We start from the raw sequence: 23,327 nt of genomic DNA, 5'->3' as shown, positions 1-23,327 counted from the left end.
GCGTCATGACGATCGCCCGCATGGTGAACGGAACGCCCGCGGGCGGGGAGCCGGTGCGCACCGGAGTGTCGGGGAACGAGGACCGGGACATCTCCCGGCTCGACGGGGACGGTTCGCGGGTGGACGGGGAGGAAACGAGGGGGATGGGGATGCGGCAGGAGTACACGCTCGAGGGTGCGCGGTCCGAGCACGACGACGGCGATCTGCGCGCCGTGCGGGCGCGGCACGCGGCGGGGCTGGCGGCGGCGCGATTGCTGGACGCGCCGAAGGCGGCCGAAGCGCATCTGCGGGAGGCCTTGGACGTGGGGGCGGGGGCGGTGCCCGCCGACGAACTCGCCCGCTGGCACTCGCAGCTGGTCATGGTGCTCTCCGGCGACGCGGGGCGCGAAACCGAACTCGCCGAGGCGGCGCTGCGGGCGGCCGAGCAGTGGGACGGGCTGTCGGCGTCGGCCGCCACGCACCTCACGTTCGTGGCCGCGCGGGCCTGCCACCGCGCGGGCCATCACGCCAGGGCCGCGGCGCTGTTCGAACGGCCGATCGCCGCCGACGCCGCGCTCTACCCCGCCACGGAGATGGCCGTCCTGCGCGGGCAGTACGGCAAATCGCTCACATTGACCGGCAAGTACCTCGACGCGGCCGAACAGTTCCTGGAGGCGGCGCGGCTGGTCCGCACCGACCGCACGCGCACCGAGCTGCAAGCCGAACTCGCCTCCTCGGCGGCCTCCGCACTGGACGCGGGCGGTGCCGAGGACCGCGCCCAGGTCGCCTACCTGCGCGCCGCGCAGCTCTGGGGCGAGCTGGGACGCATCGGCCCGCGCTGCCGTTGCCTGCGCGCCGCCGCCTGGTTGCGCTACTGGGCCGCCACCACCGAACCGGAGCGTGAGCAGGGCGTCGCCGCGCTGCGTGAGGTGCTGGACGAGCTCACCGCGCGCGCCGGGGACGCGCCGTCGCCGGAGGTCACCCTCGAACTCGAGCACACCCACCGCCAGCTCGCCGACATGCGGGAGCGCTGAGCGCCCGGGCACGCCGCCCCGAGCCCGACGCCGACCGATAAGCTCGGCACTCATGCACGAGACAGGGCCGGCCCGACGCAGGCTGGGGGTGATGGGTGGCACGTTCGACCCCATCCACCACGGCCACCTGGTCGCGGCCAGCGAGGTCGCCAACCGCTTCGCGCTCGACGAGGTCATCTTCGTCCCGACCGGGCAGCCGTGGCAGAAGGCGCACAAGAAGGTCAGCCCCGGTGAGGACCGCTACCTGATGACGGTCATCGCGACCGCCTCCAACCCGCGCTTCTCGGTCAGCCGAGCCGACATCGACCGCGGCAAGGTCACCTATACGGTGGACACACTGCGGGAGATGCGGGCACAGTATCCCGACGCGGACCTGTACTTCATCACGGGTGCGGACGCGCTGGCCAACATCCTGTCGTGGCAGGATTGGGCGGAACTGTTCGAACTGGCGAAGTTCGTCGGGGTGAGCCGACCGGGCTACGAGCTGAACGCCGACCATCTGCGGGAACATCTGCGTGATCTTCCGTCCGATGCGGTGACGATGATCGAGGTCCCGGCCCTGGCCATCTCGTCGAGCGAGTGCAGGCGACGCGCCGCCGAGAACCGGCCGGTGTGGTACCTCGTCCCCGACGGCGTGGTCCAGTACATATCGAAGCGGCACCTGTACGTGCCCGGAGCAGCGGAAGGTAGCTGAATGAGCGCATCTGTCGAGTCGGTCGAGATGGCGCAGGTCGCCGCGCGGGCGGCGGACGAGAAGCTGGCTTCCGACGTGGTGGTCCTGGACGTGTCCGAGCAGCTGGTCATCACCGACTGCTTCGTCATCGCCTCCGCCCCGAACGAGCGCCAGGTCAACGCCATCGTCGACAACGTGGAGGAGAAGCTGCGCGACGCCGGGTACAAGCCCGTGCGCCGCGAGGGCACCCGCGAGGGACGGTGGGCGCTGCTGGACTACGTGGAGATCGTGGTGCACATCCAGCACAACGACGAGCGCAATTACTATGGCCTGGAGCGGCTGTGGAAGGACTGTCCGGTGGTGCCCGTCGACGGCATCGGCGATCCGCGCGCCACCGGCAACGGTGAGGGAGACGGCGCCGAGTGAGCAAGTATGCCGGTGTGCGCACCCTGATCCTGTTGCGGCACGGGCAGACCGAATGGAATGCCTCGGACCGTATGCAGGGCCAGATCGACACCGATCTCACCGATCTGGGCCGCCGACAGGCGAAAGAAGCCGCGCGGGAACTGGTTTCACGCAACGCCATCGCCATCGTCTCCTCCGATCTGAAACGGGCCTACGACACGGCGCAGGCCCTGTCCGAACACACCACGGTGCCGGTGGTGCGCGATCAACGCCTGCGCGAAACCCACCTCGGTGACTGGGAGGGGCTGACCCACCTCGAGGTGGACGCCGACTACCCGGGCGCCCGGGTAGCCTGGCGGCTCGACGCCACCTACCGGCCGCCCAACGGCGAGAGCAAACTCGAGGTCGGCGCGCGGTCGCTGCCCGTGGTGCAGGAACTCTTCCGCGAGCGACAGGATTGGCCCGGCCGGACTATCATCCTGGTGGCGCACGGCGGGCTGATCGCAGCGTTGACGGCCGCGCTGCTCGATCTGCCGCCCGACAACTGGCCCATCCTCGGCGGACTGGCCAATACCAGCTGGGTGCAACTGAGCAGCCACGGTCCAGGCATCGAGCAGCCCGGGTGGCGTCTCGATGTGTGGAACGCAGCGGCGAAGGTAGCTCCCGATGTCCTCTGAAGATCCGATCAAGTCGGTGCCGGACGAACTGTTCCAGCGCGTCACCGGCAAACCGGAACGCCAACTCCCCGACGCGCTGTTCGGCAGCGCGCCGCCGGCCAACCCCGCCCCCGCCCCCGCGGCCAAAGGGCCGAAGGGCTCCAAGGGTGAGGAGCCGCTGCGGACGGTTCCCGACGAACTGTTCAAGCAGGTGACTGCGCGGCCGGAACGCCAGCTGCCCGACGCGCTGTTCGGCGGCCCACCCCCGAAGGCCGCCGATCGTTCGACAGGCGACTCCGCCGAACCCGGCGACGAGGAGGTTGCGGTATCGGAGTCCGCGGCGCCGGATGCGGTGCGGGAGTCGGGTGCCGGAGCGGAATCCGTTGCGGGGCAGGGCTCGGAGAGGGACGTCGAGTCGGATACCGCCGAGCCCGGCGGTGTCGATGCTGACGTCGAGTCGGGTGTAGTGGGTGACTCCGCCGAATCCGAGTCGGATTCGGTGGTGGCTGAGGCCGCCGCCGTACCTCCGGGCGTCGTTGCTGACGTCGCGTCGGGTGCAGTGGGTGACTTGGCTGGGGCCGAGCCGGATTCGGTGGCGGCTGTGGGCGATCCGGCTGGAGCTGGGTCGTTTTCGGGGGCGGCTGCGGGCAACCTGGCCGAATCCGAGCTGAATTCGGCAGCTCCTGTGGGCAGTCTGGCTGGAGCCGAGTCCGGCTCGGTGGCGGCGGCGGATGACCTGGCTGGAGCCGCGTCCGGTTCGGTGGCCGCTGTAGGCGAACGCGCAGCGGTCGAGCCGGATTTGCGCACGGATGTCAGCGAGCTCGACGGCGCGGAGCCGGACGCGCTCTCGAATACCGCCACCGGACGCGAGTCGGCTCCGGGCGCTTCCGACGGGCCGGAGTCCGCGGCGACTGCGGACGGTCTCGGCGAGGCGGAGTCCGACCCGATCGGAGCGGCGAAGCAGACGTCCGATTCCGAAGCGGGAGCGGATGTTACGTCCCCCGCCTCCGGTGCGAGCCGTGCGCTCGAGGGGACCGGTTCGGTCAGGCCGGCGATCGACACCGCTGCGGACGCAGTCCTGACCGCGACCGCCGCCACGCTCGCCGCGGCCGAGTCGGGTCCGACCGTGGCCGCCGCAGATGATCTCGCGCGAACCGAGCCGGGTTCGGCGGGTCCCGAGCCCGACGATGTCGGCACGGCGAATCCGGTGGTCGTCGCCTCGGCGGCCGGTGCGCTCGCCGTTGCCGAGAAGGTGGAAGCACCTGTAGTGCAGGGTGGTTCGGAGGTGGCTGTGGCTGCCGAGGCCGCGCTCGCGCCGGTCGCCGAACCGCGTCAGAAGCCGGTGCTGCTGGTGATCGCGGACTCCCTGGCCTACTTCGGACCGAAGGGTGGGCTGCCCGCCGATGATCCGAGGATCTGGCCGAACCTCGTGGCCGCCGAACTGGATTGGGACGTGGAGCTGATCGGCCGGATCGGCTGGACGTGCCGTGACGGGTACTGGGCGCTGATCGGTGATCCGCGCGTGTGGGCCGCCGTCCCGAAGGCGAGCGCCGTGGTGTTCGCGGTCGGCGGTATGGACACGTTGCCGTCGCCGCTGCCCACCGCGCTGCGCGAGCTCATCCGCTACGTGCGCCCGCCGGCGATGCGGCGCGGGGTTCGCGCGGCCTACAACTGGTTGCAGCCCAAGCTTTCCCGGCTCGGCCGTCCGGTCGCGCTGCCGCCCAAGGTCAGCGTCGGCTACCTCGAACAGTCCCGCGAAGCGCTCGCCCACCTGCGGCCCGACCTGCCGTTCGTGGCGGTGCTGCCCTCGGTGCACAACTGCGCGGCCTACGGTCGCGTGCACTCCGGGCGTCCGCGCGCGGTGAAGGCGCTGCTCGCGTGGTCGCAGCGCAGCGGCGTGCCGCTGGTCGACCTCGGCGAGGCGGTCCGCGACGACATCCACTCGGGCGAGGCCAATCCCGACGGCATCCACTGGGGCTGGGCCGGGCACGCCGCCGTCGCGGCGGCGATGACCAAGACCTTGCGGGAGGTCGGGTAGTCCGTGGCCGTCGTGGTCGTCACCGATTCGTCCGCCAGCCTGCCCACCGAGTACGTCGCCGAGCTGGGCATCGACGTCGTGCCGCTGCACGTGCTGGTGGGCGACCGCGCCGTGCGCGAAGGTGTCGAACCCGTCGAGATCGACTACGCCGCGGACACTGTGACGACCTCCGCCGCCTCGCCCGGCGAGCTGCGCGAGGTGTACGAGGCAGCGCTGGAGCGCAGCGGCGGTGACGGCGTTGTCGCCGTGCATCTTTCGCGAAGTCTGTCGGCCACCTGGGAGGCGGGCCGCCAAGCCGTGCGCGATATGGACGCCGCCGACCGGGTGCGGCTGGTCGACTCCCTCGGTGCCGGCCTGGCCACGGGGTTGCCGACGCTCGCCGCGGCACGTCGCGCGAGAACCGGTGCGGCCCTGGACATCGTGTACGACGCCGCGGTGGCCGCGAGCAGTCGCGCGCGCACCTTCTTCCTGGTCAACCGCACCGAACAGTTGCGGCGCGGCGGGCGGTTGAGCACGGCGGCCACGTTTTTCGGCAGTGAACTGGTGACCAAACCGCTGCTGCAGATCGTGGAGGGCCGCCTCGAACTGCGCGAGAAAGCCCGCACACGTTCCAAGGCGTACGCGAAGCTGGTCGCGGCGGCGGTGGACGCGGCGGGCGAGGACGGCGCGGCCGTGGCGGTACAGCACCTCGACGCGGCCGAGGCCGCCGAGACGCTGGCCGGGCAACTGCGCGAACTCATTCCGGGGATCCGCGAACTCGTCGTGGCCGAATTCGGGCCGGTGCTCGGCGTGCACCTGGGACTCGGCGCGGTGGGGGTGCTCGTGGTACCCGGCGGATGCGGGGAGTGATCTCGATGATCCCAAACCGTGCCGTCGCGGAGTACTCCGGTTAGCCTGCGCGATATGACCAGTGCGACTCCGCCCACCCGGCCGCCGCTGATCGTCAGCGCCGTGGACTGGGAGCACCCCGACGCGGTGACCTTGCGCGGCGAGATGGCGGCCGAGGTGGGCCCCCGCTACGCCGACCTGGTGGCTTCCGGTCGCACGGCCGCGAACTCCGTCGATCCGCAGACCGTGCACCGGACGTTCGTGGTGTACTCCGGTGAACCCGCCGGTCACGCCGCCGTCCGCTGGAACGAGGGCGAACTCGAGGTCAAGCGGATGTTCGTGCGCCCCGCCTACCGTGGCTCGGGTGCGGCGACGGCGCTGCTCACCGCCGCCGAGGACGCCGCCCGGGAACTGGGCCTGCCCCGGCTGATCCTGCAGACCGGCCACCTCCAGCCCGATGCCGTGCGGTTCTACGAACGCAGCGGATACCACCGCATCCCGATCTTCGCTCCGTATCACGTGCTGCCCCTCTCGAAGTGCTACGCCAAGCAACTCCAGTAAACGGGCACCGGTCACGCGGTCGCCCGCGTGAACGTGAGTTGTCCACAGGGACAGCGGTTTCCACAGGACCGGGGAAAGGCCTGGTCACGCGAGCGCGTAGGTAGTCCGGCCTGCCTACCGTGCTTCTCATGGCACGACAAGACGAACGCGAGCGCATCCGCCACCGCCTGGGCGCCCTGACCGCCCGTGTCGACGCGAGCAAACGCGCGGGCGACCCGAGCGCCCCGCCGGCCCTCACCCACCCGCATGGAGCGGTGACGCGCGTCGGTGTGTCGGCCGCGCGCCGCCGGACAGGCGCGGGAGGAATCGGACTCTCCGGCGTACAGCCCGGCCACACGGCCCGTGGGATGGGGAACTCCGTGCCGGGACTCGCCCGACCTCCGGACGTCGCGAGTTCAGAGGGCGAATCCTCCTCCGGCAACTGGGATCTCGAGTCCTTGGCTCCTGACGCGGCACGTCCCGAAAGTGCCGCCACGCCTGGTGAATCCGCGCTTGCTGCCGCGGCGCAGGAGCGGGCTGAGGCCAGCGGAGTCGGCGGGCATGCGCGGGGGCGTTCGGCGGACACGTGGGTGGGGACCGATGAAGTGGATGGGTTCGGTCGGCAGTGGGATTCGAGCCAGGGCAGGGCGAGGTCTCCGGAGGCGGGAGTCGATGTGCGGGAGGCACCGGTGCCGGGGTGGCTGGCCGGGGAGGGTGAGCGATTCGGGTGGGTGGATCGGCTTGTGCCCGAAAGGTTTCGCGGAATGCGGGTCGATCCCGGGCGGCGCGGTGTGGTGGCGCTGGCCGGGGTCGGGCTGCTGGCGGTGATCGTCGCGATGGTGGTGGTGTTGCGGGAACAGCCGGTCGCGCAACCGGTTCCGCCGTTGCCCGCCGTCAGCAGTAGTGCGACGAGTGCCGCGCCGGCGCAGGCTCCGGCCGCTCCCGTGACAGGCGGGGAGCAGGACGAACTCGTCGTGAGCGTGGTCGGACTGGTGCACCGAGGGGGACTGGTGCGGCTCCCGCCGGGTGCGCGGGTCGCCGACGCCCTCACGGCCGCGGGCGGTGCGCGCGACGGTGCCGACCTCACGGGCCTCAACCTCGCCCAGCGACTCAACGACGGTGACCAGATCCTCGTCGGCCCCGCTCAGGGTGACGGTACGCCCCGCCTCGGCAGTGCGACCATCAGCGGCCCCGGTGCCACGCCCCCGAGTGCGGGGTCCACGCCGGCCGGCCGTGTCGACCTCAACACGGCCACCGAATCCCAGCTCGACGCCCTCCCCGGCGTCGGCCCGGTGACCGCCGCCGCCATCATCACCTGGCGTACGACCAACGGACGGTTCACCAGCGTCGACCAACTGGCCGAGGTCGACGGCATCGGGCCCACCCGCCTCGCCCGCCTCCGCGACCTGGTGACGGTATGAGCGGGCGAAGCCGCAGCGTGGCGACCAGAGGCAGTGACGTCCGGCTTCGCAGCACTCGGGCGGTCGCCTCGTCGCACCCCATCGGCCGACTGCCTGTGAACCTTCCGGGAGCGGCGGGTGCCCGGGGAATGTCGTACTGCCAAGTGGCGCAGAGCCATCCCGGTGGGGCTGATTCGAATGAACGTGGCGTGTCCGGCCACGAGGAGCCGGTGATTTTTGGAACGAGGGCTCCGGCGCCGAGGACGGCGCACCGCGCGGCGACGTCGAGGCTCGCGGTGTCGGGAGCTCTCGGCGATATCGGCGAGCGCGCCGTGTACCGCCACCTCGATGGGGCCGAGGTCGTTGTGGATGCGTGGTCGTTGGCCACGTCTTGTCTCGGCCGAGCGTCGCGGTTCGGAGCGGGCGCCGATGCGGGTGTGGTCGGTGGCGGGGAGTGGGTGGATCGCGATGCGTGGCTGTCTCTGGTCTTTTGGGGGATCTTGTCCGGACGAGTGCCACCGTGTGGTGCGGAGTGGGGTTGATGTGAGCGGGGGTGGCGGGGTCGGTGAGGAGGAGCGCGCGGTTCTGGACGCACGTCTTTTGCCCGCGGCGTTGAGCTGCTGGGGCGTGACGATCGCGGTGCTGGTGGGCGGATGGTGGTACGGGGTGGTGCTCGCGGTTGTTCTCGGGGGAGCGGTGGGCGTGTCGGTCAGTCTGGGGCACAGGTGTTTTCGCGGGACTCCCAGGTGGGGCGGAGTTGCCGTGACCGTGGTGGCGGCGATGGCGCTGGGGACGGGCTTCGCGGTGGCGGCGGCGTGGCGGGAGCACAGCGCGGCCACCCATCCGTTGCGCGATGAGATGGGCAAGTCGGTGTCGGTGGTGGTGACACCGACAAATGACCCGAAACCGCTGGGCGACAGTGGCTTTGGAGGTGAGCGACGGTGGTTGGTGAAGGCGGCGCTGCACCACTTCCGCACGGGAGCGCAGACCGTGACGGCGGGCGGATCCGTTGTCGTCCTGGCTTCCGGGGCAGACTGGGATCGGATCGCGCCCGGACAGCGTGTGAAATTCCGTGCCCGCGTGGACTATCCGTGGAATCGCGATCTGACCGTCGCGACCTTGAGGTCGCACGGTGCGCCCGAACGGATGGGTTCCCCGCCGTGGTGGCAGCGCGGCGCTTCGGCCGTGCGATCCGACTTCGAGACCGCGTCCGTCGCGGCGTTGCCGGCGGATCAGGCGGGGATGGTGCGAGCCCTCGTTGTGGGTGACACCTCCGGCATCTCCGATTCCGTGCGAACGGATTTCGAGGCGTCCGGCTTGCAGCATCTCACCGCGGTCAGCGGCGCGAACTTCACTATTCTGCTCGCGGTCGTGCTGTTCGGGGTGCGCAGGGTCGCGCTGGGCCCGCGCGCGACGGCGATCATCGCGGCGGGTGCGCTGCTCATGTTCGTGGTGGTGGCGCGGCCCGACCCGAGCGTGTTGCGCGCGGCGGCGATGGGGTCGATCACGCTGCTGGCGTTGGCATCCGGGCGGCGCAGGCAGGCATTGCCGGCACTGTGCGCGGCGGTCATCGGGCTGCTGTTGCTCTGGCCCGCGCTGGCCGTGAGCGCCGGATTCGCGCTCTCCGTGCTCGCCACGGGTGCGCTGATCCTCATCGCGCCAGGCTGGGCGGACTGGCTCCGGGCCCGTGGGTGGTGGCGGCTACCGGCGGAGATCGTCGCGGTGTCGGCGGCCGCGTTCCTGGTCACGATCCCGATCGTCATCGTGATCGCGGGCCGCGTCAGCGTCGTGGCGATACTCGCGAATGTCCTTGTGACACCGGTGGTCGCACCCATCACGGTGATCGGCGCCCTCGGCGCGGTGTGCTCCTGCCTGTGGATGCCGCTCGCCGTTCTGGCCCTGCGCTGCGCGAGTCCACCGCTGTGGTGGTTGCTCGAGGTGGCCGAGCGCACCGCCAGCCTGCCGGGTGCGACGGTGTCGGTGCCGGGTGGCGTGCCCGGCGGACTCGTCGCGGGCGTGATCGTCCTCGCCGTGATCCCGGCGCTGCGCAACAGCCGCTTCCGCCGCCTCACCGCCACCCTGCTCGCGCTCTACGCAACCCTTCTGATCCCACTGCACCTCTGGCAGACCGGAATGCCGCGACTGAGCGGAACGCCCCCACCGTTCGGCCCCGGCACACACGTGCCGATCGCGGTCGACACCAGCGCCCGTAGCGCTTCCCATGCGGCGCGCTCAGCTTCCGGAGTCCGAGTGGGGGACCTCAGCTCAGGTTGCGTACGCGTACCGACCTACGGGCCCGGCCCGCCGTGGCATCCGACTGATCGAATGCGGACATCGCCCGCCTGCCCGCTCGGTGGGCGCCGTGCATGAACTCGGAGGACGTAGTGCGTGAAGGAGGCCGCAGTGTGTGGGAACGCCTCCGCCCTTGCGGTGGAGAGTCGAGGACGGCGTGCGGGAAGGGGTGTCGGTGGGGGATCGTAGGATCGGGCGGGTGAGCGGACGGCCTGCGGCGGTGCACCTGGTACTGGGTGAGGAAGAGCTGTTGATGGAGCGCGCGATCGCGGGGATCACCGCGGCCGTGCGTGCCGACGCGCCGGACCCGGACGCCGTGCCGGTGGATCGGATGCGGGCCGGGGACGCGAGCTCCGCCGAACTGGCGGAGCTGCTCAGTCCTTCGCTGTTCGCCGAGGACCGGGTGATCATCCTGGAATCGGCGGCCGAAGCGGGCAAAGAGGCGGTGAGCGTGATCACGCAGGCGGCGGCCGACCCGCCCGACGGCGTGGTGCTGGTGGTGCTGCACTCCGGCGGCGGGCGGGCCAAGGCACTCGCGCCCGCGCTGCAGAAGGCGGGCGCGCAGGTGCACGAGTGCGCGAAACTCACGAAGGCCTCCGAGCGGGTCGAGTTCGTCCGCGGCGAGTTCCGTACCGCGGGCGTCCGGGTGCCGGCCGACGTGGTGCAGGTGGTGCTGGAATCGGTCGGCTCCGATCTGCGCGAACTGGCCGCCGCGTGTTCGCAGCTGATCGCCGACACCGGCGGCAAGATCGATGTGGCCGCCGTGCGCCAGTACTACTCGGGCCGCGCGGAGGTCTCCGGATTCGACGTCGCCGAACTGGCTGTCGGCGGCGACCGGCCCGGCGCCATGGAGGCGCTGCGCTGGGCCCTCGATACCGGTGTTCCGCACGTGCTGCTCGCCGACGCGCTCGCCGACTCCGTGCACACCATCGCGCGCGTCGGATCGGCTGGCCGCGGCGACCCGTTCAAACTCGCCCAGCAGTTGGGTATGCCGCCGTGGAAGGTGAAGAAGGCGCAGGCGCAGGCGCGCGGTTGGACCGGCGTCACCATCGGGTCCGCGATGCAGGTCGTCGCCACCCTCAACGCCGACGTCAAAGGCGGCGCCGCCGACTCCGGATACGCGCTGGAGCACGCGCTGATGCGGATTCTGGACCTGCACGGCGCGGGCTGATCGAGATCCCTGTCACAGCGGCGAACCATCAGCAAATGGATTCGTGCCAGACTTGATCTGGACATGGATGAACCGACAACACCGATCCCCCGGATCGAGGAACAGAGCCCCGGTCCACGCCGGCACGGGGCGCATCGACGCGGCGTGCGCAAGCGGGGCCACCTCGGCCGGAAACTGGTCAAGGTCGCCGCGGCGGGACTGTCCGCGCTCGTGCTCGCGGGCACCGCGGCGGGGTGGGCCGCCGAGACCGGATTCGACGACGGCTTCGGCCGTTCCAATGCCTTGGGTGATGACGCGCCCCGCTCCCTCGACGGTTCACTCAACGTCCTGCTGATCGGGCTCGACACGCGAAAAGACCAGGACGGCAAGGATCTTCCCGACGACGTCCTCGACAAGCTGCACGCCGGCGACGGTGACCAGGGCGGCTACAACGCCAACACGCTGATCCTGGTGCACATCCCGGCCGACCTGAAGAAGATCACCGCGGTCTCCATTCCGCGCGACAATTACGTCGCGGTCTCCGGGATCCCGGGCTACACGCACGTCAAGATCAAGGAAGCGTACGGCCTCAAAAAGGCTGTCGTACAAGACGAACTCATGGCCAAGGGCGTCACCGATCAGGCGGTGCTCGAACGCGAGGGTCGCGAGGCGGGCCGCGCGTCCATCGTGCAGACCGTCCGGAACCTCACGGGGGTGCCGATCGACCGGTTCGCCGAGGTGACGCTCGGCGGTTTCTACGATCTGGCCAAGGCGCTCAACGGAGTCGAGGTCTGCCTGCGTCAACCCGCGCGGGATCTCGAGTACTCCGGCGCCGACTTCCCGGCGGGCCGTCAGCGCCTCGATCCCGCGCAGTCGCTGGCGTTCGTGCGGCAGCGGCACAATCTGGAGAACGGCGATCTGGATCGCACCCGCCGCCAGCAGGCATTCCTCACCTCGGTCGCCAAGGATCTGCGCGCCGCCGGCACCTTCACCGATTTCGGCAAGCTCAACTCGCTGATGGATGTGGCGCACCGCAATATCGTGCTGTCCGACGGGTGGGACGTCACCGACTTCCTGCGCACCGTCGGCGGCGCGGACAGCCCCGCCGTGGAGTTCCGCACGTTGCCCGTACTGCGCTACGACGTGGTGAACGGCCAGGACGTGAACATCGTGGACCCGGCCGCCATCCGGCGCGAAGTGCGGGCCGCCTTCGGCGAATCCGAACCCAGCGCGCCGGTCACGCCGACCCGGCCGGTCGACGTGCGCAACGCGGGCGCGCGAACCGGTTATGCCGCAACGGTTTCCGAAGCCCTCGTCGACAAGGGGCACCCGAAAGGGTTGGTGGGCAACAACTACGCGGGTACTTCGACCTCCGCCGTGTACTACGGCCCCGGCGGTGAATCGGAGGCCGCGCGCCTCGCCGACACCCTCGGCGGGCTCCCGACCGTCCTCACCGGCGTCGTCCCGCCCGACCGCCTCCGCGTCGTCCTCGGCTACGACTTCACCCTGCCCACCACCCTCACCGGCACCACGACCACCACAACCCCCACCCCCACCACCACCCCGTGGGGAACCAGCGCCCTCCCCACCCCCGACGTGGGCAAACCCTTCGACACCACCCTCGGCGGCGACATCCCCTGCGTGAACTGACCCGCCACCACACGACGCCTCAGCACGGGCACACAGTGCCGCGACGCCTCAGCACCGGCACACAGTGCCGCGGAGAACAGGCCGCACCGGGGCCCACTCCCGGCCGCCGGCCTACACGGCGGTCGAGGCCATCCCCGAGGCAGTCCCGGCCGCGGCCATGGCGAACGGAAAGCGGTCGACTTCCGAACAAAGCCGCTCGTCGTCGGGATGAACACCCCCGCCTTCATCGAGGCCGTTCGCCGCCGCCGAGCACGCTCCCAGAAATGGCGCTGGGTCCACCTCGTCGGCCGCCGGCAGTGCGGAGATGTCTCCAGCGCATGCCAGGTCCTCGTCCGCATGCCCGTCATCCCCGTGATGACGAGTGCGATCTCGTCCGGCGCCTTGCGGTCTAGTGGGTGACAACAAAACTCGCGCGTCGCCCGAACTGCGCCGCCGATTCCCAGTGGGCGATCTCCCTACACCCGCTCTTCGATCTTCAACTCCCCGTCCACCACGCTTCTCGTGAGGGGGCGGCGGAGGAAGTCGTGGGGGAAGCCGAGGTCTATGGCGGAAGCGGATTCGAGGCGGGTGAGGTGGGTGGGGTCGAACTCGAGGTCGAGGGCGCCGAGGTTGTCTTCCAGTTGGGCGGTGGTGCGGGCGCCGATGATAGGGGAGGTGACGCCGGAACGGGTGAGGGTCCAGGCTAGGGCCACCTGGGCCGGGGTGCGGCCGAGGTCGTCGCCGACCTCGCGCACGACGTCGGCGATGTCGAGGCCGCGTTCGGTGAGGGCACCACTGGCGGCGGCGACGTTCTTGCGGGTGCCCGCGGCGGAGGCTTCGACCGCCTCACCGAGGTCGGCGCGGGTGTACTTGCCGGTGAGCACGCCGCTGCCCAGCGGCGACCACGGGATCACGCCGAGCCCGAGTTCCCGGCCCATCGGGATCAGATCCCGCTCCACGGTGCGTTCGAGCAGGCTGTACTCGATCTGCAACGCGATCAGCGGCGACCAGCCGCGCAGATCGGCGATGGTCTGCATGCGCGCGACCTGCCAGGCGGGCGCGTCGGAGATGCCGACGTAGAGCACCTTGCCCGCGCGCACCAGATCGTCCATGGCGCGCAGGATCTCCTCCACCGGGGTGCGGGCGTCCCACGCGTGCAGGTAGAGCAGGTCGATGTAGTCGGTGTTCAGCCTGCGCAGGCTCTCCTCCACCGAGCCGACCATGCTCTTGCGGTGGTTGCCGCCGGAGTTGGGATCGGCCGGGCGGCGCAGCATCGTGTATTTGGTGGCCAGCACCAGGCTTTCGCGGTGGTCGGCGGTGAATTCGCCGAGCAGCCGCTCGGAGGTGCCGTCGGTATACCGGCTGGCGGTGTCGAGGAAGTTGCCGCCGCGCTCGACGTAGGTGTCGAAGATCTTGCGCGCCTCGTCGCGGTCGGCGCCCCAGCCCCAGTCCGCGCCGAAGGTCATGGTGCCCAGCGCGAGCGGCGAGACCCGCAGGCCGGAGCGGCCGAGCAGGCGGTAGGTGTCGAGGGTGCGGGATGCGGACATGTCCGGCTCCTTGTGCGTTCGATGGAGACACCGAGTCTGGAGCGCGGGGGAGCGGCCGGTAAGGGAAGGAATTTCCTGGGACCCCAGTTCCTACCCTCGCGACCGTACGATCGGAGGCGATGACCGGGACAGTGAATGTGACAGAGGAACTGGCGGCGTTCCTGCGCGCTCGCCGCGCGCGCCTCCACCCCGCCGACCTCGGCCTGCCGCACCGCAAGGCGCGCCGCACGCCGGGCCTGCGTCGCGAGGAAGTGGCCGAACTGGCCGGAGTGAGCACCGACTACATCGTGCGGCTGGAACAGGGACGCGGTCTGCGTCCCTCCGCGGAGGTGCTGGAGGCGCTCTCGCGGGCACTGCGGCTCACGCCCGACGAGCGGTCCTACCTGTTCGACCTGGCCCGTCAGCGCCCACCGGACAACTCGGCGGCGCACACGGTCCCGGCCGACGAGATCGATCCGTCGCTGACCATGCTGGTGCACGATCTTTCGCCGCTACCGGCCATGCTGGTGGACCACCGCTTCGACATCCTCGCGTGGAACCGGGAGATGGCGGGCCTCATCACCGATTTCGGCGCGGTCCCGCCGCGCCGGCGCAACTCGATGTGGCTGTGCCTGCTGGAACCGCGCCTGGCCGGCCTGTATCTGGACCGGCAGCGCATCATCCGGGAAGGCGTCGCCGATCTGCGCGCCGCCTGGGCGAACCACCCGGAGGACGCGCAGCTGGCCCGGCTCATCGCCGACTTCCGGGAACGCAGCCCCGAATTCGCCGCCGCGTGGAACAGCCACGACGTGAAGGTGCAGGGGCGCGGCGTGAAGCGCCTGCACCACCCCGTGGTGGGCCCGGTGTCGGTGCGCTACGAGGCGCTGACGCCGATCCAGGATCCCGGGCAACGCGTGATCATCTACCGTGCCGCGGACCCGGAATCCCAGGCGGCCCTGGACCGCCTGGCCGAGGGCGCCACCCTCGTCCCGCGCCACTGAGCTTGCCCTCCACGGCGGTGAACCCCCGTGCGGCGCTGAACCCTACTCCGCCGCGCTCAGGACGAGTTCGTCCTCGTCCTCCTCGGCGCCCTCGTAGCGGCCCTCCCATTCCTCGTAGGCGGGCACCTCCTCGTCGCGGGTGACGATCCACTCGAGGGAGTAGTTGCCGTCCTCGTCGATGGGCACCATGACGTTCTCGATCTTGATCCCGATTCCCAGCACCTCGGCGGCGCGGATGACCTCCGGCAGATCCTCTGCTCGGACGACGGTCTGATTCGCGTAGACGGTAACCATGCGCGGAATGGTAGCGGCACCCGCCGACATCGCGGCTACGGTCCGGTGAACTCCCGGACGGCCGCAGAACCTGCGGACACGACAAAAGCCGCCGTGGTCGTCGAGGCCGCAGCGGCTGGCGTCAGAGAAGAACGGACGGTCCCGGAGCGGGACCGGCGCGATCAGCCCAGCTTGTTGTAAGCCAGGGCGAGGGCCGACTTCTTGTTGGCGGCCTGGTTGGCGTGGATGACGCCCTTGGAGGCGGCCTTGTCGAGCTTGCGGCTCGCGAACTGGAGACGCTCGCCGGCCTGCTCCTTGTCGCCGGCCGCGGCGGCCTCCCGGAAGCTGCGGATCGCGGTACGCAGCGCGGACTTGACCGACTGGTTGCGCTTGCGCGCCTCCTCGTTGGTGCGGATCCGCTTCATCTGGGACTTGATATTGGCCACGCCTGTTTCCTCGTGTTCCTGTCGCTGAGTGGTCTGTACTGAGAAGTCGTACGCGTGCCGATCACCCGGGAAACGGGTAACGCATCGCCGAAGATCGAGGGTACCAGCCGCCGCGCGGCACACGAAATCGGCGCCGATCGGCGCCGACACGCCCGGCGGAGACCGCGATGTCCCGGCCGAGTGATGCAAGAAATTTACCTGTGTCTCACACGGCAAAGACGCTGCGTGTAGCACGATTTTCGCATGACTTCCGCCTCTCCGCCGCGTTCGGCCCGATCCCACGCACCGCATCGCGGCAGGTCACGGGAGCGGGCGGGGGACAACGCGCGGGCGGGTTTGTTCGAGGGCTACGGGCCGGGGCGTTTCGCGGACGCGTTCGACGAGATGTTCGACCACGCCGGACGGGTGCGCCAGCCGTACAAGGGGATCTTCGCCGCGCTGGCGCCCATCGACGTGGCCGATCTGGAGCGCCGTTCCGACGCGCTGGACCGGGCGTTCATCGACCAGGGCATCACCTTCTCGCTCTCGGGCCAGGAGCGCCCGTTCCCGCTGGACCTGGTGCCCCGGGTGATCGCGGCCGCGGAGTGGGCCAAGCTCGAGCGCGGGATCAAACAGCGGGTGGTGGCGCTCGAACTGTTCCTCGCCGACGTGTACGGCGAGCAGAACATCCTGCGCGACGAGGTGATCCCGAAACGCCTTGTGACCTCGTGCGAGCACTTCCACAGGGAGGCCGCGGGACTGGTGCCGCCGAACGGGGTGCGCATCCACGTGGCGGGCATCGACCTCATTCGGGACGAGCGTGGTGACTTCCGTGTACTGGAGGACAACCTGCGCTCGCCCTCCGGCGTCTCCTATGTGATGGAGAACCGCCGCACCATGGCGAGGGTGTTCCCGGATCTGTTCTCCTCGCACCGGGTTCGCGCGGTCGGCGACTACCCCACTTATCTATTGCGCGCGCTGCGGGCGTCCGCCGCGCCCAATGAAGCCGACCCGACGGTCGTCGTGCTCACCCCTGGCGTCTACAACTCGGCCTATTTCGAGCATTCGCTGCTGGCCAGGCAGATGGGTGTGGAACTGGTGGAAGGGCGCGATCTGTTCTGCCGCGACAACTTCGTCTACATGCGCACGACGGAGGGGGAGCGGCAGGTCGACGTGATCTACCGCCGCATCGACGACGCGTTCCTCGACCCGATGCACTTCCAGCCCAACTCGGTGCTGGGCGTCGCCGGGGTGCTCAACGCCGCCCGCGCGGGCAACGTGGTGATCTCCAGCGCGGTCGGCAACGGCGTGGGCGACGACAAGCTCACCTACACCTACGTGCCCACCATCATCGAGTACTACCTGAACGAGAAACCGGTGTTGCCCAATGTGGACACCTACCGCTGCTGGCTGGACGAGGAGCGGGAGCAGGTGCTCGACCGGCTCGCCGAACTGGTCGTCAAACCGGTGGAGGGGTCCGGCGGCTACGGCATCGTGATCGGTCCCGACGCCGGGCCGCGCGAGCTCGACGCGGTGCGCCGCAAGATCAAGGCCGATCCGCGCGGGTGGATCGCTCAGCCGGTGGTGCAGCTGTCGACGGTGCCGACCAAGATCGGCAACGAGCTGCTGCCCCGGCACGTGGACCTGCGCCCGTTCGCGGTGAACGACGGCGACGACATCTGGGTGCTGCCGGGCGGGCTCACCCGGGTGGCGCTGCCGGAGGGCTCGCTGGTGGTGAACTCCAGCCAGGGCGGCGGCAGCAAGGACACCTGGGTGCTGGCCGGGCGCACCTCGCCTGCCGAGCGGGAGCTCTCCGGCGCGGAGCTGGTGAGCGATCCGCCGCAATCGGATTCGCGCGAGGTCGGCCGGGAACTCACCGCCGCCCAGGCCAACCAGCAGCAACAACAACAGCAACAGGAACAACGGCAGGGCCAGCAGCAGCAAGCGTGGCGCCTTGGCCAACCGCAGCAGGTCCAGCACGGAATGCGGCGTCACGACGAGCGAAAGGGATAGCCCATGCTGGCTCGCAACGCCGAATCCCTGTACTGGATAGGCCGCTACACCGAACGCGCCGACGACACCGCGCGCATCCTGGACGTGGCCGTGCACCAACTGCTCGAGGACGCCACCGTCGATCCCGACCGCACCTCGCGGGTGCTGCTGAAGGTGCTCGGCATCGACCCGCCCGAGGGCACGCTGGACGTGTGGGCGGTGACCGACCTGGTCGGGTTCAGTCACGAGCACGGCGGTTCCATCGTGGACTCGATCGCGAACGCCCGCGAGAACGCCAGGGGCGCGCGGGAAGTCACCTCCAGCGAGATGTGGGAGTGCCTGAACGCCACCTTCAACGGCCTGCACGCGGCGGAGCGGGCCGCGCGCAGCCTCGGCCCGCACGAGTTCTTCTCCTACGTCAAGGACCGCGCCGCCATGTTCGCCGGCCTGTCCGATTCCACGCTCAGCCGCGACGACGGGTACCGCTTCCTGCTGCTCGGCCGTTCCATCGAGCGCGTGGACATGATGGTGCGCCTGCTGCTCTCGCGCGCCGGCGACCGCACCTCCTCGCCCGCCTGGGTGACGTTGCTGCGTTCGGCGGGCGCGCACGACACCTACCTGCGCACCCATCGCGGGGCGCTGGACGCGAACCGCGTGGCGGAGTTCATCCTGCTCGACCGGCTGTTCCCGCGGTCGGTGTTCCACGCGGTGCGGGTGGCCGAATCCTGCCTGACCGAACTGGATCAGCGGCCCAGCAGCCGGGTCGGCGCCCGGCACGAGGCGCAGCGCCTGCTGGGCCGCGCGCGCAGCGAACTCGAATTCCTGCCGCCCGGCGCGCTGCTGGAGGACCTGCAGGATCGCCTGCTCACGTTGCAGAAGACCTGCCGCGAAGTCAGCGAGGCCATCGCGTTGCAGTACTTCCACGCCGCGCCCTGGGTGGCGTGGACGGATCTGCGCAGCAGTCACGACCATCGCGTGCACGTGGAGGGGGAAGTATGAGCTGGCGGATCAGGGTGGTGCACACCACCGGTTACGTGTACGACGCGCCGGTCACCCGGTCGTTCAACGAGGCCAGGCTGACGCCGCGCGCGGACAGCAGGCAGAACGTCATCCTGAACCGGGTCGAGACGGTGCCCTCCACGCGGTCCTATCGCTACACGGACTACTGGGGCACGGCCGTCACCGCGTTCGACTTGCACGCCCCGCACACGGAACTGGAGGTGACGGGGTCGTCGGTCGTGGAGACCGAACCGTTCACCGGGCCCGCCGAGGAACTGTCCTGGGAGGAACTGCGCGCCGACCACGTCGCGGATCGATACGACGAATTGCTCCAACCCACCGCGTATGTGCCGCGCGATCGCAAACTCGCCACCATCGCGCGCCAGCACAGTCGCGGCGTATCGCCGGCCAAAGCGGTGATCAAAGCCTCCGAATGGGTGCACCGCGAAATGACCTATCTGGCGGGTACCACCTCGGTGCACACCTCGGCCGTCGAAGCATTCGCCGATCGGCAAGGCGTGTGCCAGGATTACGCGCATTTGACGCTTGTTTTGTTGCGCAGCATGGGGATTCCGAGTCGCTATGTCTCCGGATATCTGCATCCGAACCCGTCGGCCCGCATCGATGACACCGTCGCTGGACAGTCACACGCCTGGATCGAGGCGTGGACCGGCCAATGGTGGGGATACGACCCCACCAACAACATTCCGATCAGTGAACAACACGTGTCGGTCGGGGTGGGTCGCGATTACGCGGATGTGCCGCCGCTGAAAGGAATTTTCTCGGGCGGCGGTTCGACAGACCTCGAGGTCGTTGTAGAGATCACCCGTCTGGCGTAGCGTCCATTTCGCGGTACTTCTTCTGGCAGTGGGGTTCGGCTCGAGCGGAAGGTGTCTGTATGTCTCCGACAGCGCAAGAAGTTGTCGAGGAACTGGCCGAGGACGGGCCGGTTCCCGAGGGGAAGAAATGGGCGGCCGAGGCACTCGGCACGTTCGTGCTCGTCATGGGTGGCGTCGGCACCGCGGTACTGGCGGGTGAGCGGGTCGGCGCGCTGGGTGTGGCGCTCGCCTTCGGCCTCACGCTGTTGTTTCTGGTGTACGCGATCGGCCCGATCTCGGGGTGTCACGTGAATCCGGCGGTCACGCTGGGACAGTTGATCCTGGGGCGCCTCTCGGCGGTGAGCGCGGCGGGATACGTTGTCGCGCAGTTGATCGGCGCGTTCCTCTCGGGCCTGGTGCTCTTCGCCATCGCGAAGAACCTGCCGTCCTACGACCGCAAGACCGACGGACTCGGCGCCAACGGCTGGGGCCCGCACAGCCCGTCGGCGGAGACCGGCCCGCTGGGCGAGGTCGTGATCCGCGACGGTTACGGCATGGCCGCGATGATCATCATCGAGGTGATGCTCACGGCGCTGCTGGTGTTCGTGGTGCTGGCCTCCACCGACCAGATCTCCGACGTGCCGCTGGCCGGTCTGTCCATCGGCGTCACGCTGGCGGTGATCCACCTGATCTCGATCCCGGTGGACAACACCTCGGTCAACCCGGCGCGTAGCCTCGGCGTGGCCTTCTATCAGGAGGGCGCGGGCGGCCAGGTGTGGGCGTTCGTGGTGTTCCCGCTGATAGGCGGTGTGCTCGGGGCACTGGTCTACGGACTGCTTTTCGGGCGACGGGGACGGCAGCCGGCGTAGCCGGCGGGGTGGTTGAACTCAGCCGCGAAATGCTCAGCTGAGCGAATTCTCGTGCGCGGCCCCGGTTCCCCCGTGGAATCGGGGCCGCGACGCGTTCAGCTCCAGTGGTATTCGATGACGAGCCGGTGCGCGACCAGGTCGAAGGTCTTGCGCGCCAGGATGGCGCCCTCGCGGCGGATGCCCGCCTCCGGCACGTCCAGCACCCGGTCCAGCCGGACCCAGCTCGGCCTGCCGTCGTGGTCCCAGCTGCCGCTGCCGATGCCGACCCAGTTGCGATCGTGCGCGCGTTCGGGATTCGACGAGAGCATCAGCCCCAGCAAGGTGCGCCGGTCGCGCCCGACCACCAGCACCGGGCGGTCCTTGCCGTTGCTCGGGTCCTCCTCGTAGGGCACCCAGGTCCACACGATCTCGCCGGGATCGGCACGCCCGTCCAGGTGCGGGCAGTAGACGATCTGGCGGGCCCGCTCGGCGGTCGGCACGGGCGGGGACGCGGTGGGGCGCACGGCCGGGCTTCGATCACGCCTGCGCTGAGCGGCGCCGACCAGTCTCTCGACCAGCTTCGGGGCCTGCTGCTTGACGATCTTGGGACCCTGCTCCTTCGCGATCAGGCTCAACTGCTTGCCGAGAGAGTTCCAACTTCGGGCCATCCCTGGAGAATAACGGTGCGGTGACGACTACACATCCGGCCCGGGACGGCGCTCTCGGACCGGGTGCGGTCGGCCGCCGCCCGCGCGCATGGGACGATGGAGCGCAGTTTGCCCGGACCAGCCAAGGAGTGGAGTGCCCGCCAGCTTCGCCGACACGACGTTCACCGATCCGTCGCGGATCCGGAACTTCTGCATCATCGCCCACATCGACCACGGCAAGTCGACGCTGGCCGACCGGATGCTGCAGCTGACCGGTGTGGTCGAGGAACGGGCGATGCGCGCCCAGTACCTGGACCGGATGGACATCGAGCGCGAACGCGGCATCACCATCAAGGCGCAGAACGTGCGGCTGCCGTGGCAGGTGGACGACACCGACTATGTGATGCACCTCATCGACACCCCCGGCCACGTCGACTTCACCTACGAGGTGTCGCGCGCGCTGGAGGCGTGTGAGGGCGCGGTCCTGCTGGTGGACGCGGCCCAGGGCATCGAGGCGCAGACGCTGGCGAACCTGTATCTGGCACTGGACAAGGATCTGACGATCATCCCGGTGCTGAACAAGATCGACCTGCCCGCCGCCGACCCGGACCGCTACGCCGCCGAGCTGGCCCACATCGTGGGCTGCGAGCCGTCGGACGTACTGCGCGTCTCGGGCAAGACCGGTGTGGGCGTGCCCGAGTTGCTGAACGAGGTGATCCGCCAGGTCCCGCCGCCGGTGGGCGACGCCGACGCCCCGGCCCGCGCGATGATCTTCGACTCCGTCTACGACACCTACCGCGGCGTGGTGACCTACGTGCGCGTGGTGGACGGCAAGCTCACCCCCCGCGAGAAGATCAAGATGATGTCGACCGGCGCGACACACGAGCTGCTCGAGATCGGCATCGTCTCGCCCGAGCCCAAGCCCACCGCGGGACTCGGCGTCGGTGAGGTCGGCTACCTGATCACCGGCGTGAAGGATGTGCGCCAGTCCAAGGTCGGCGACACGGTCACGGCGGCGCGCGGCGGTGCGGTCGAGCCGCTCACCGGCTACCGCGAACCGCGCCCGATGGTGTACTCCGGCCTCTATCCCGTGGACGGCTCGGACTACCCGGACCTGCGCGACGCGCTGGAGAAGCTCCAACTCAACGACGCCGCCCTGAGTTACGCCCCCGAGACCTCGGTGGCGCTGGGCTTCGGCTTCCGGTGCGGCTTCCTGGGCCTGCTGCACATGGAGATCACCCGGGAGCGGTTGCAGCGCGAGTTCGATCTGGACCTCATCTCCACCGCGCCCAACGTGGTGTATCGGGTGGAGATGGAGGATGGTTCCGAGCAGGTGGTGACCAACCCCTCGTACTGGCCGGAAGGCAAGGTGCGCAGGGTGTTCGAGCCCGTCGTGAAGTGCACCATCATCACGCCGAGCGAGTTCATCGGCTCGATCATGGAGCTGTGCCAGGCGCGGCGCGGCGAGCTCGGCGGCATGGACTACCTGTCCGAGACGCGCGTCGAGCTGCGCTACACGATGCCGATGGCCGAGATCATCTTCGACTTCTTCGATTCGCTGAAGTCGCGCACCCGCGGCTACGCCTCGCTGGACTACGAGGAGTCGGGCGAGCAGGAATCGCAGCTGGTGAAGGTGGACATCCTGTTGCAGGGTGAGGCGGTGGACGCCTTCTCGGCGATCGTGCACAAGGACGCGGCCCAGGCCTACGGCCACAAGATGACCACCAAGCTGCGCGAACTCATTCCGCGCCAGCAGTTCGAGGTGCCGATCCAGGCGGCGATCGGCTCGAAGATCATCGCCCGCGAGAACATTCGCGCCATCCGCAAGGACGTGCTCGCCAAGTGCTACGGCGGTGACATCAGCCGTAAGCGCAAGCTGCTGGAGAAGCAGAAGGAGGGCAAGAAGCGCATGAAGACCATCGGCCGGGTCGACGTGCCGCAGGAGGCCTTCGTTGCCGCGCTGTCCTCGGACGCCCAGTCCGACAAGCCCAAGGACAAGAAGTAGCGGTCGGTTCCGGGTGCGGAAACCCCCGTTGAACTGGTATGTTGTCCAGTTCGATATACCCGTGAAAAAGGGGCTTGGCGTCCGATCGGCGGGGTGGCAAGGTTGTGGTGCTCACCACCTCCGGGGGGATCACCGACTCCGTGGATGTGACAGCTGGGTTCTCCGGAAA

General features: G+C 69.6%; 21 protein-coding genes. 17 read left to right on the top strand and 4 right to left on the bottom strand.

Annotated elements, in window-relative coordinates; all coding sequences use genetic code 11:
* Positions 1–20 precede the first annotated feature (20 nt).
* The 11 genes from DFR74_RS22095 (at position 21) to DFR74_RS22045 (ending at position 12,645) form a co-directional block, all read left to right on the top strand.
* A complete protein-coding gene (locus DFR74_RS22095) occupies positions 21–1,013 on the top strand; it encodes a hypothetical protein (protein WP_147265872.1) in 993 nt (330 codons plus the stop codon).
* Between the two features lie 52 nt (positions 1,014–1,065).
* On the top strand, positions 1,066–1,707 hold the full coding sequence (nadD, locus tag DFR74_RS22090) for a nicotinate-nucleotide adenylyltransferase (protein WP_084537949.1): 642 nt from the start codon (positions 1,066–1,068) through the stop codon (positions 1,705–1,707).
* Entirely contained in the window at positions 1,708–2,112 is a 405-nt protein-coding gene (gene rsfS / locus DFR74_RS22085) for a ribosome silencing factor (RefSeq protein WP_067511620.1), read from the top strand.
* On the top strand, positions 2,109–2,768 hold the full coding sequence (locus tag DFR74_RS22080) for a histidine phosphatase family protein (protein ID WP_067511622.1): 660 nt from the start codon (positions 2,109–2,111) through the stop codon (positions 2,766–2,768). The genes rsfS and DFR74_RS22080 overlap by 4 nt, the downstream gene beginning before the upstream one ends.
* 1,264 nt (positions 2,769–4,032) lie before the next feature.
* Positions 4,033–4,785 carry a diglucosylglycerate octanoyltransferase gene (gene octT / locus DFR74_RS37845; RefSeq protein WP_407675254.1) on the top strand — a complete coding sequence of 251 codons (753 nt, stop codon included), beginning with the start codon at positions 4,033–4,035 and terminating at the stop codon, positions 4,783–4,785.
* A 3-nt stretch (positions 4,786–4,788) separates the two neighbouring features.
* Positions 4,789–5,634: a DegV family protein gene (locus tag DFR74_RS22070; RefSeq protein ID WP_067511624.1), complete on the top strand. Its 846-nt coding sequence runs from the start codon at positions 4,789–4,791 to the stop codon at positions 5,632–5,634.
* A gap of 54 nt (positions 5,635–5,688) precedes the next feature.
* The gene (locus DFR74_RS22065) at positions 5,689–6,174 is read left to right on the top strand and encodes a GNAT family N-acetyltransferase (protein WP_067511626.1); all 486 of its coding nucleotides are present in this window, start codon (positions 5,689–5,691) and stop codon (positions 6,172–6,174) included.
* A 584-nt stretch (positions 6,175–6,758) separates the two neighbouring features.
* Positions 6,759–7,574, top strand: a complete 816-nt coding sequence (locus tag DFR74_RS22060) for a helix-hairpin-helix domain-containing protein (RefSeq protein ID WP_407675255.1) — start codon at positions 6,759–6,761, stop codon at positions 7,572–7,574.
* Between the two features lie 741 nt (positions 7,575–8,315).
* On the top strand, positions 8,316–9,923 hold the full coding sequence (locus DFR74_RS22055) for a ComEC/Rec2 family competence protein (RefSeq protein ID WP_067511633.1): 1,608 nt from the start codon (positions 8,316–8,318) through the stop codon (positions 9,921–9,923).
* A gap of 121 nt (positions 9,924–10,044) precedes the next feature.
* On the top strand, positions 10,045–11,016 hold the full coding sequence (holA, locus tag DFR74_RS22050) for a DNA polymerase III subunit delta (RefSeq protein WP_084537951.1): 972 nt from the start codon (positions 10,045–10,047) through the stop codon (positions 11,014–11,016).
* A gap of 63 nt (positions 11,017–11,079) precedes the next feature.
* The gene (locus DFR74_RS22045) at positions 11,080–12,645 is read left to right on the top strand and encodes an LCP family protein (protein ID WP_084537952.1); all 1,566 of its coding nucleotides are present in this window, start codon (positions 11,080–11,082) and stop codon (positions 12,643–12,645) included.
* 455 nt (positions 12,646–13,100) lie between these two features.
* Here the strand turns inward: DFR74_RS22045 and DFR74_RS22040 are convergent, their stop codons facing one another.
* Positions 13,101–14,171, bottom strand: a complete 1,071-nt coding sequence (locus DFR74_RS22040) for an aldo/keto reductase (protein ID WP_067511636.1) — start codon at positions 14,169–14,171, stop codon at positions 13,101–13,103.
* A gap of 119 nt (positions 14,172–14,290) precedes the next feature.
* On the opposite strand from DFR74_RS22040, the gene DFR74_RS22035 reads away from it, so the two are divergent.
* A complete protein-coding gene (locus DFR74_RS22035) occupies positions 14,291–15,151 on the top strand; it encodes a helix-turn-helix domain-containing protein (protein WP_067511638.1) in 861 nt (286 codons plus the stop codon).
* A 42-nt stretch (positions 15,152–15,193) separates the two neighbouring features.
* On the opposite strand, the gene DFR74_RS22030 is transcribed toward DFR74_RS22035, so the two are convergent.
* Positions 15,194–15,445 (bottom strand): hypothetical protein, encoded by a 252-nt coding sequence (locus tag DFR74_RS22030; RefSeq protein WP_067511688.1) that lies wholly within the window; start codon positions 15,443–15,445, stop codon positions 15,194–15,196.
* 161 nt (positions 15,446–15,606) lie between these two features.
* On the bottom strand, positions 15,607–15,870 hold the full coding sequence (rpsT, locus tag DFR74_RS22025; RefSeq protein WP_067511649.1) for a 30S ribosomal protein S20: 264 nt from the start codon (positions 15,868–15,870) through the stop codon (positions 15,607–15,609).
* Positions 15,871–16,113: 243 nt separating this feature from the next.
* Here rpsT and DFR74_RS22020 point away from each other — a divergent pair, with 243 nt between their 5' ends.
* The 4 genes from DFR74_RS22020 to DFR74_RS22005 are packed head-to-tail and all read left to right on the top strand — an operon-like array spanning position 16,114 to position 20,527.
* Positions 16,114–17,862, top strand: a complete 1,749-nt coding sequence (locus DFR74_RS22020; protein ID WP_407674991.1) for a circularly permuted type 2 ATP-grasp protein — start codon at positions 16,114–16,116, stop codon at positions 17,860–17,862.
* A 3-nt stretch (positions 17,863–17,865) separates the two neighbouring features.
* Positions 17,866–18,840, top strand: coding sequence for an alpha-E domain-containing protein (locus DFR74_RS22015; RefSeq protein ID WP_067511653.1), 975 nt, complete (start codon positions 17,866–17,868; stop codon positions 18,838–18,840).
* Positions 18,837–19,679, top strand: coding sequence for a transglutaminase family protein (locus DFR74_RS22010; RefSeq protein WP_067511655.1), 843 nt, complete (start codon positions 18,837–18,839; stop codon positions 19,677–19,679). The genes DFR74_RS22015 and DFR74_RS22010 overlap by 4 nt, the downstream gene beginning before the upstream one ends.
* 59 nt (positions 19,680–19,738) lie before the next feature.
* The gene (locus DFR74_RS22005) at positions 19,739–20,527 is read left to right on the top strand and encodes an aquaporin (protein ID WP_067511657.1); all 789 of its coding nucleotides are present in this window, start codon (positions 19,739–19,741) and stop codon (positions 20,525–20,527) included.
* A 95-nt stretch (positions 20,528–20,622) separates the two neighbouring features.
* On the opposite strand, the gene DFR74_RS22000 is transcribed toward DFR74_RS22005, so the two are convergent.
* Positions 20,623–21,174 (bottom strand): type II toxin-antitoxin system PemK/MazF family toxin, encoded by a 552-nt coding sequence (locus DFR74_RS22000; RefSeq protein WP_067511659.1) that lies wholly within the window; start codon positions 21,172–21,174, stop codon positions 20,623–20,625.
* 88 nt (positions 21,175–21,262) lie between these two features.
* On the opposite strand from DFR74_RS22000, the gene lepA reads away from it, so the two are divergent.
* Positions 21,263–23,158, top strand: coding sequence for a translation elongation factor 4 (gene lepA, locus DFR74_RS21995; protein ID WP_067511661.1), 1,896 nt, complete (start codon positions 21,263–21,265; stop codon positions 23,156–23,158).
* Positions 23,159–23,327: the final 169 nt, after the last annotated feature.

It is taken from the genome of Nocardia puris (assembly GCF_003315035.1).
Classification (GTDB): Bacteria; Actinomycetota; Actinomycetes; order Mycobacteriales; family Mycobacteriaceae; genus Nocardia; species Nocardia puris.
The sequence above is the reverse complement of the archived record's forward strand: the minus strand, read 5'-3'. Positions and strand labels throughout refer to the sequence as shown.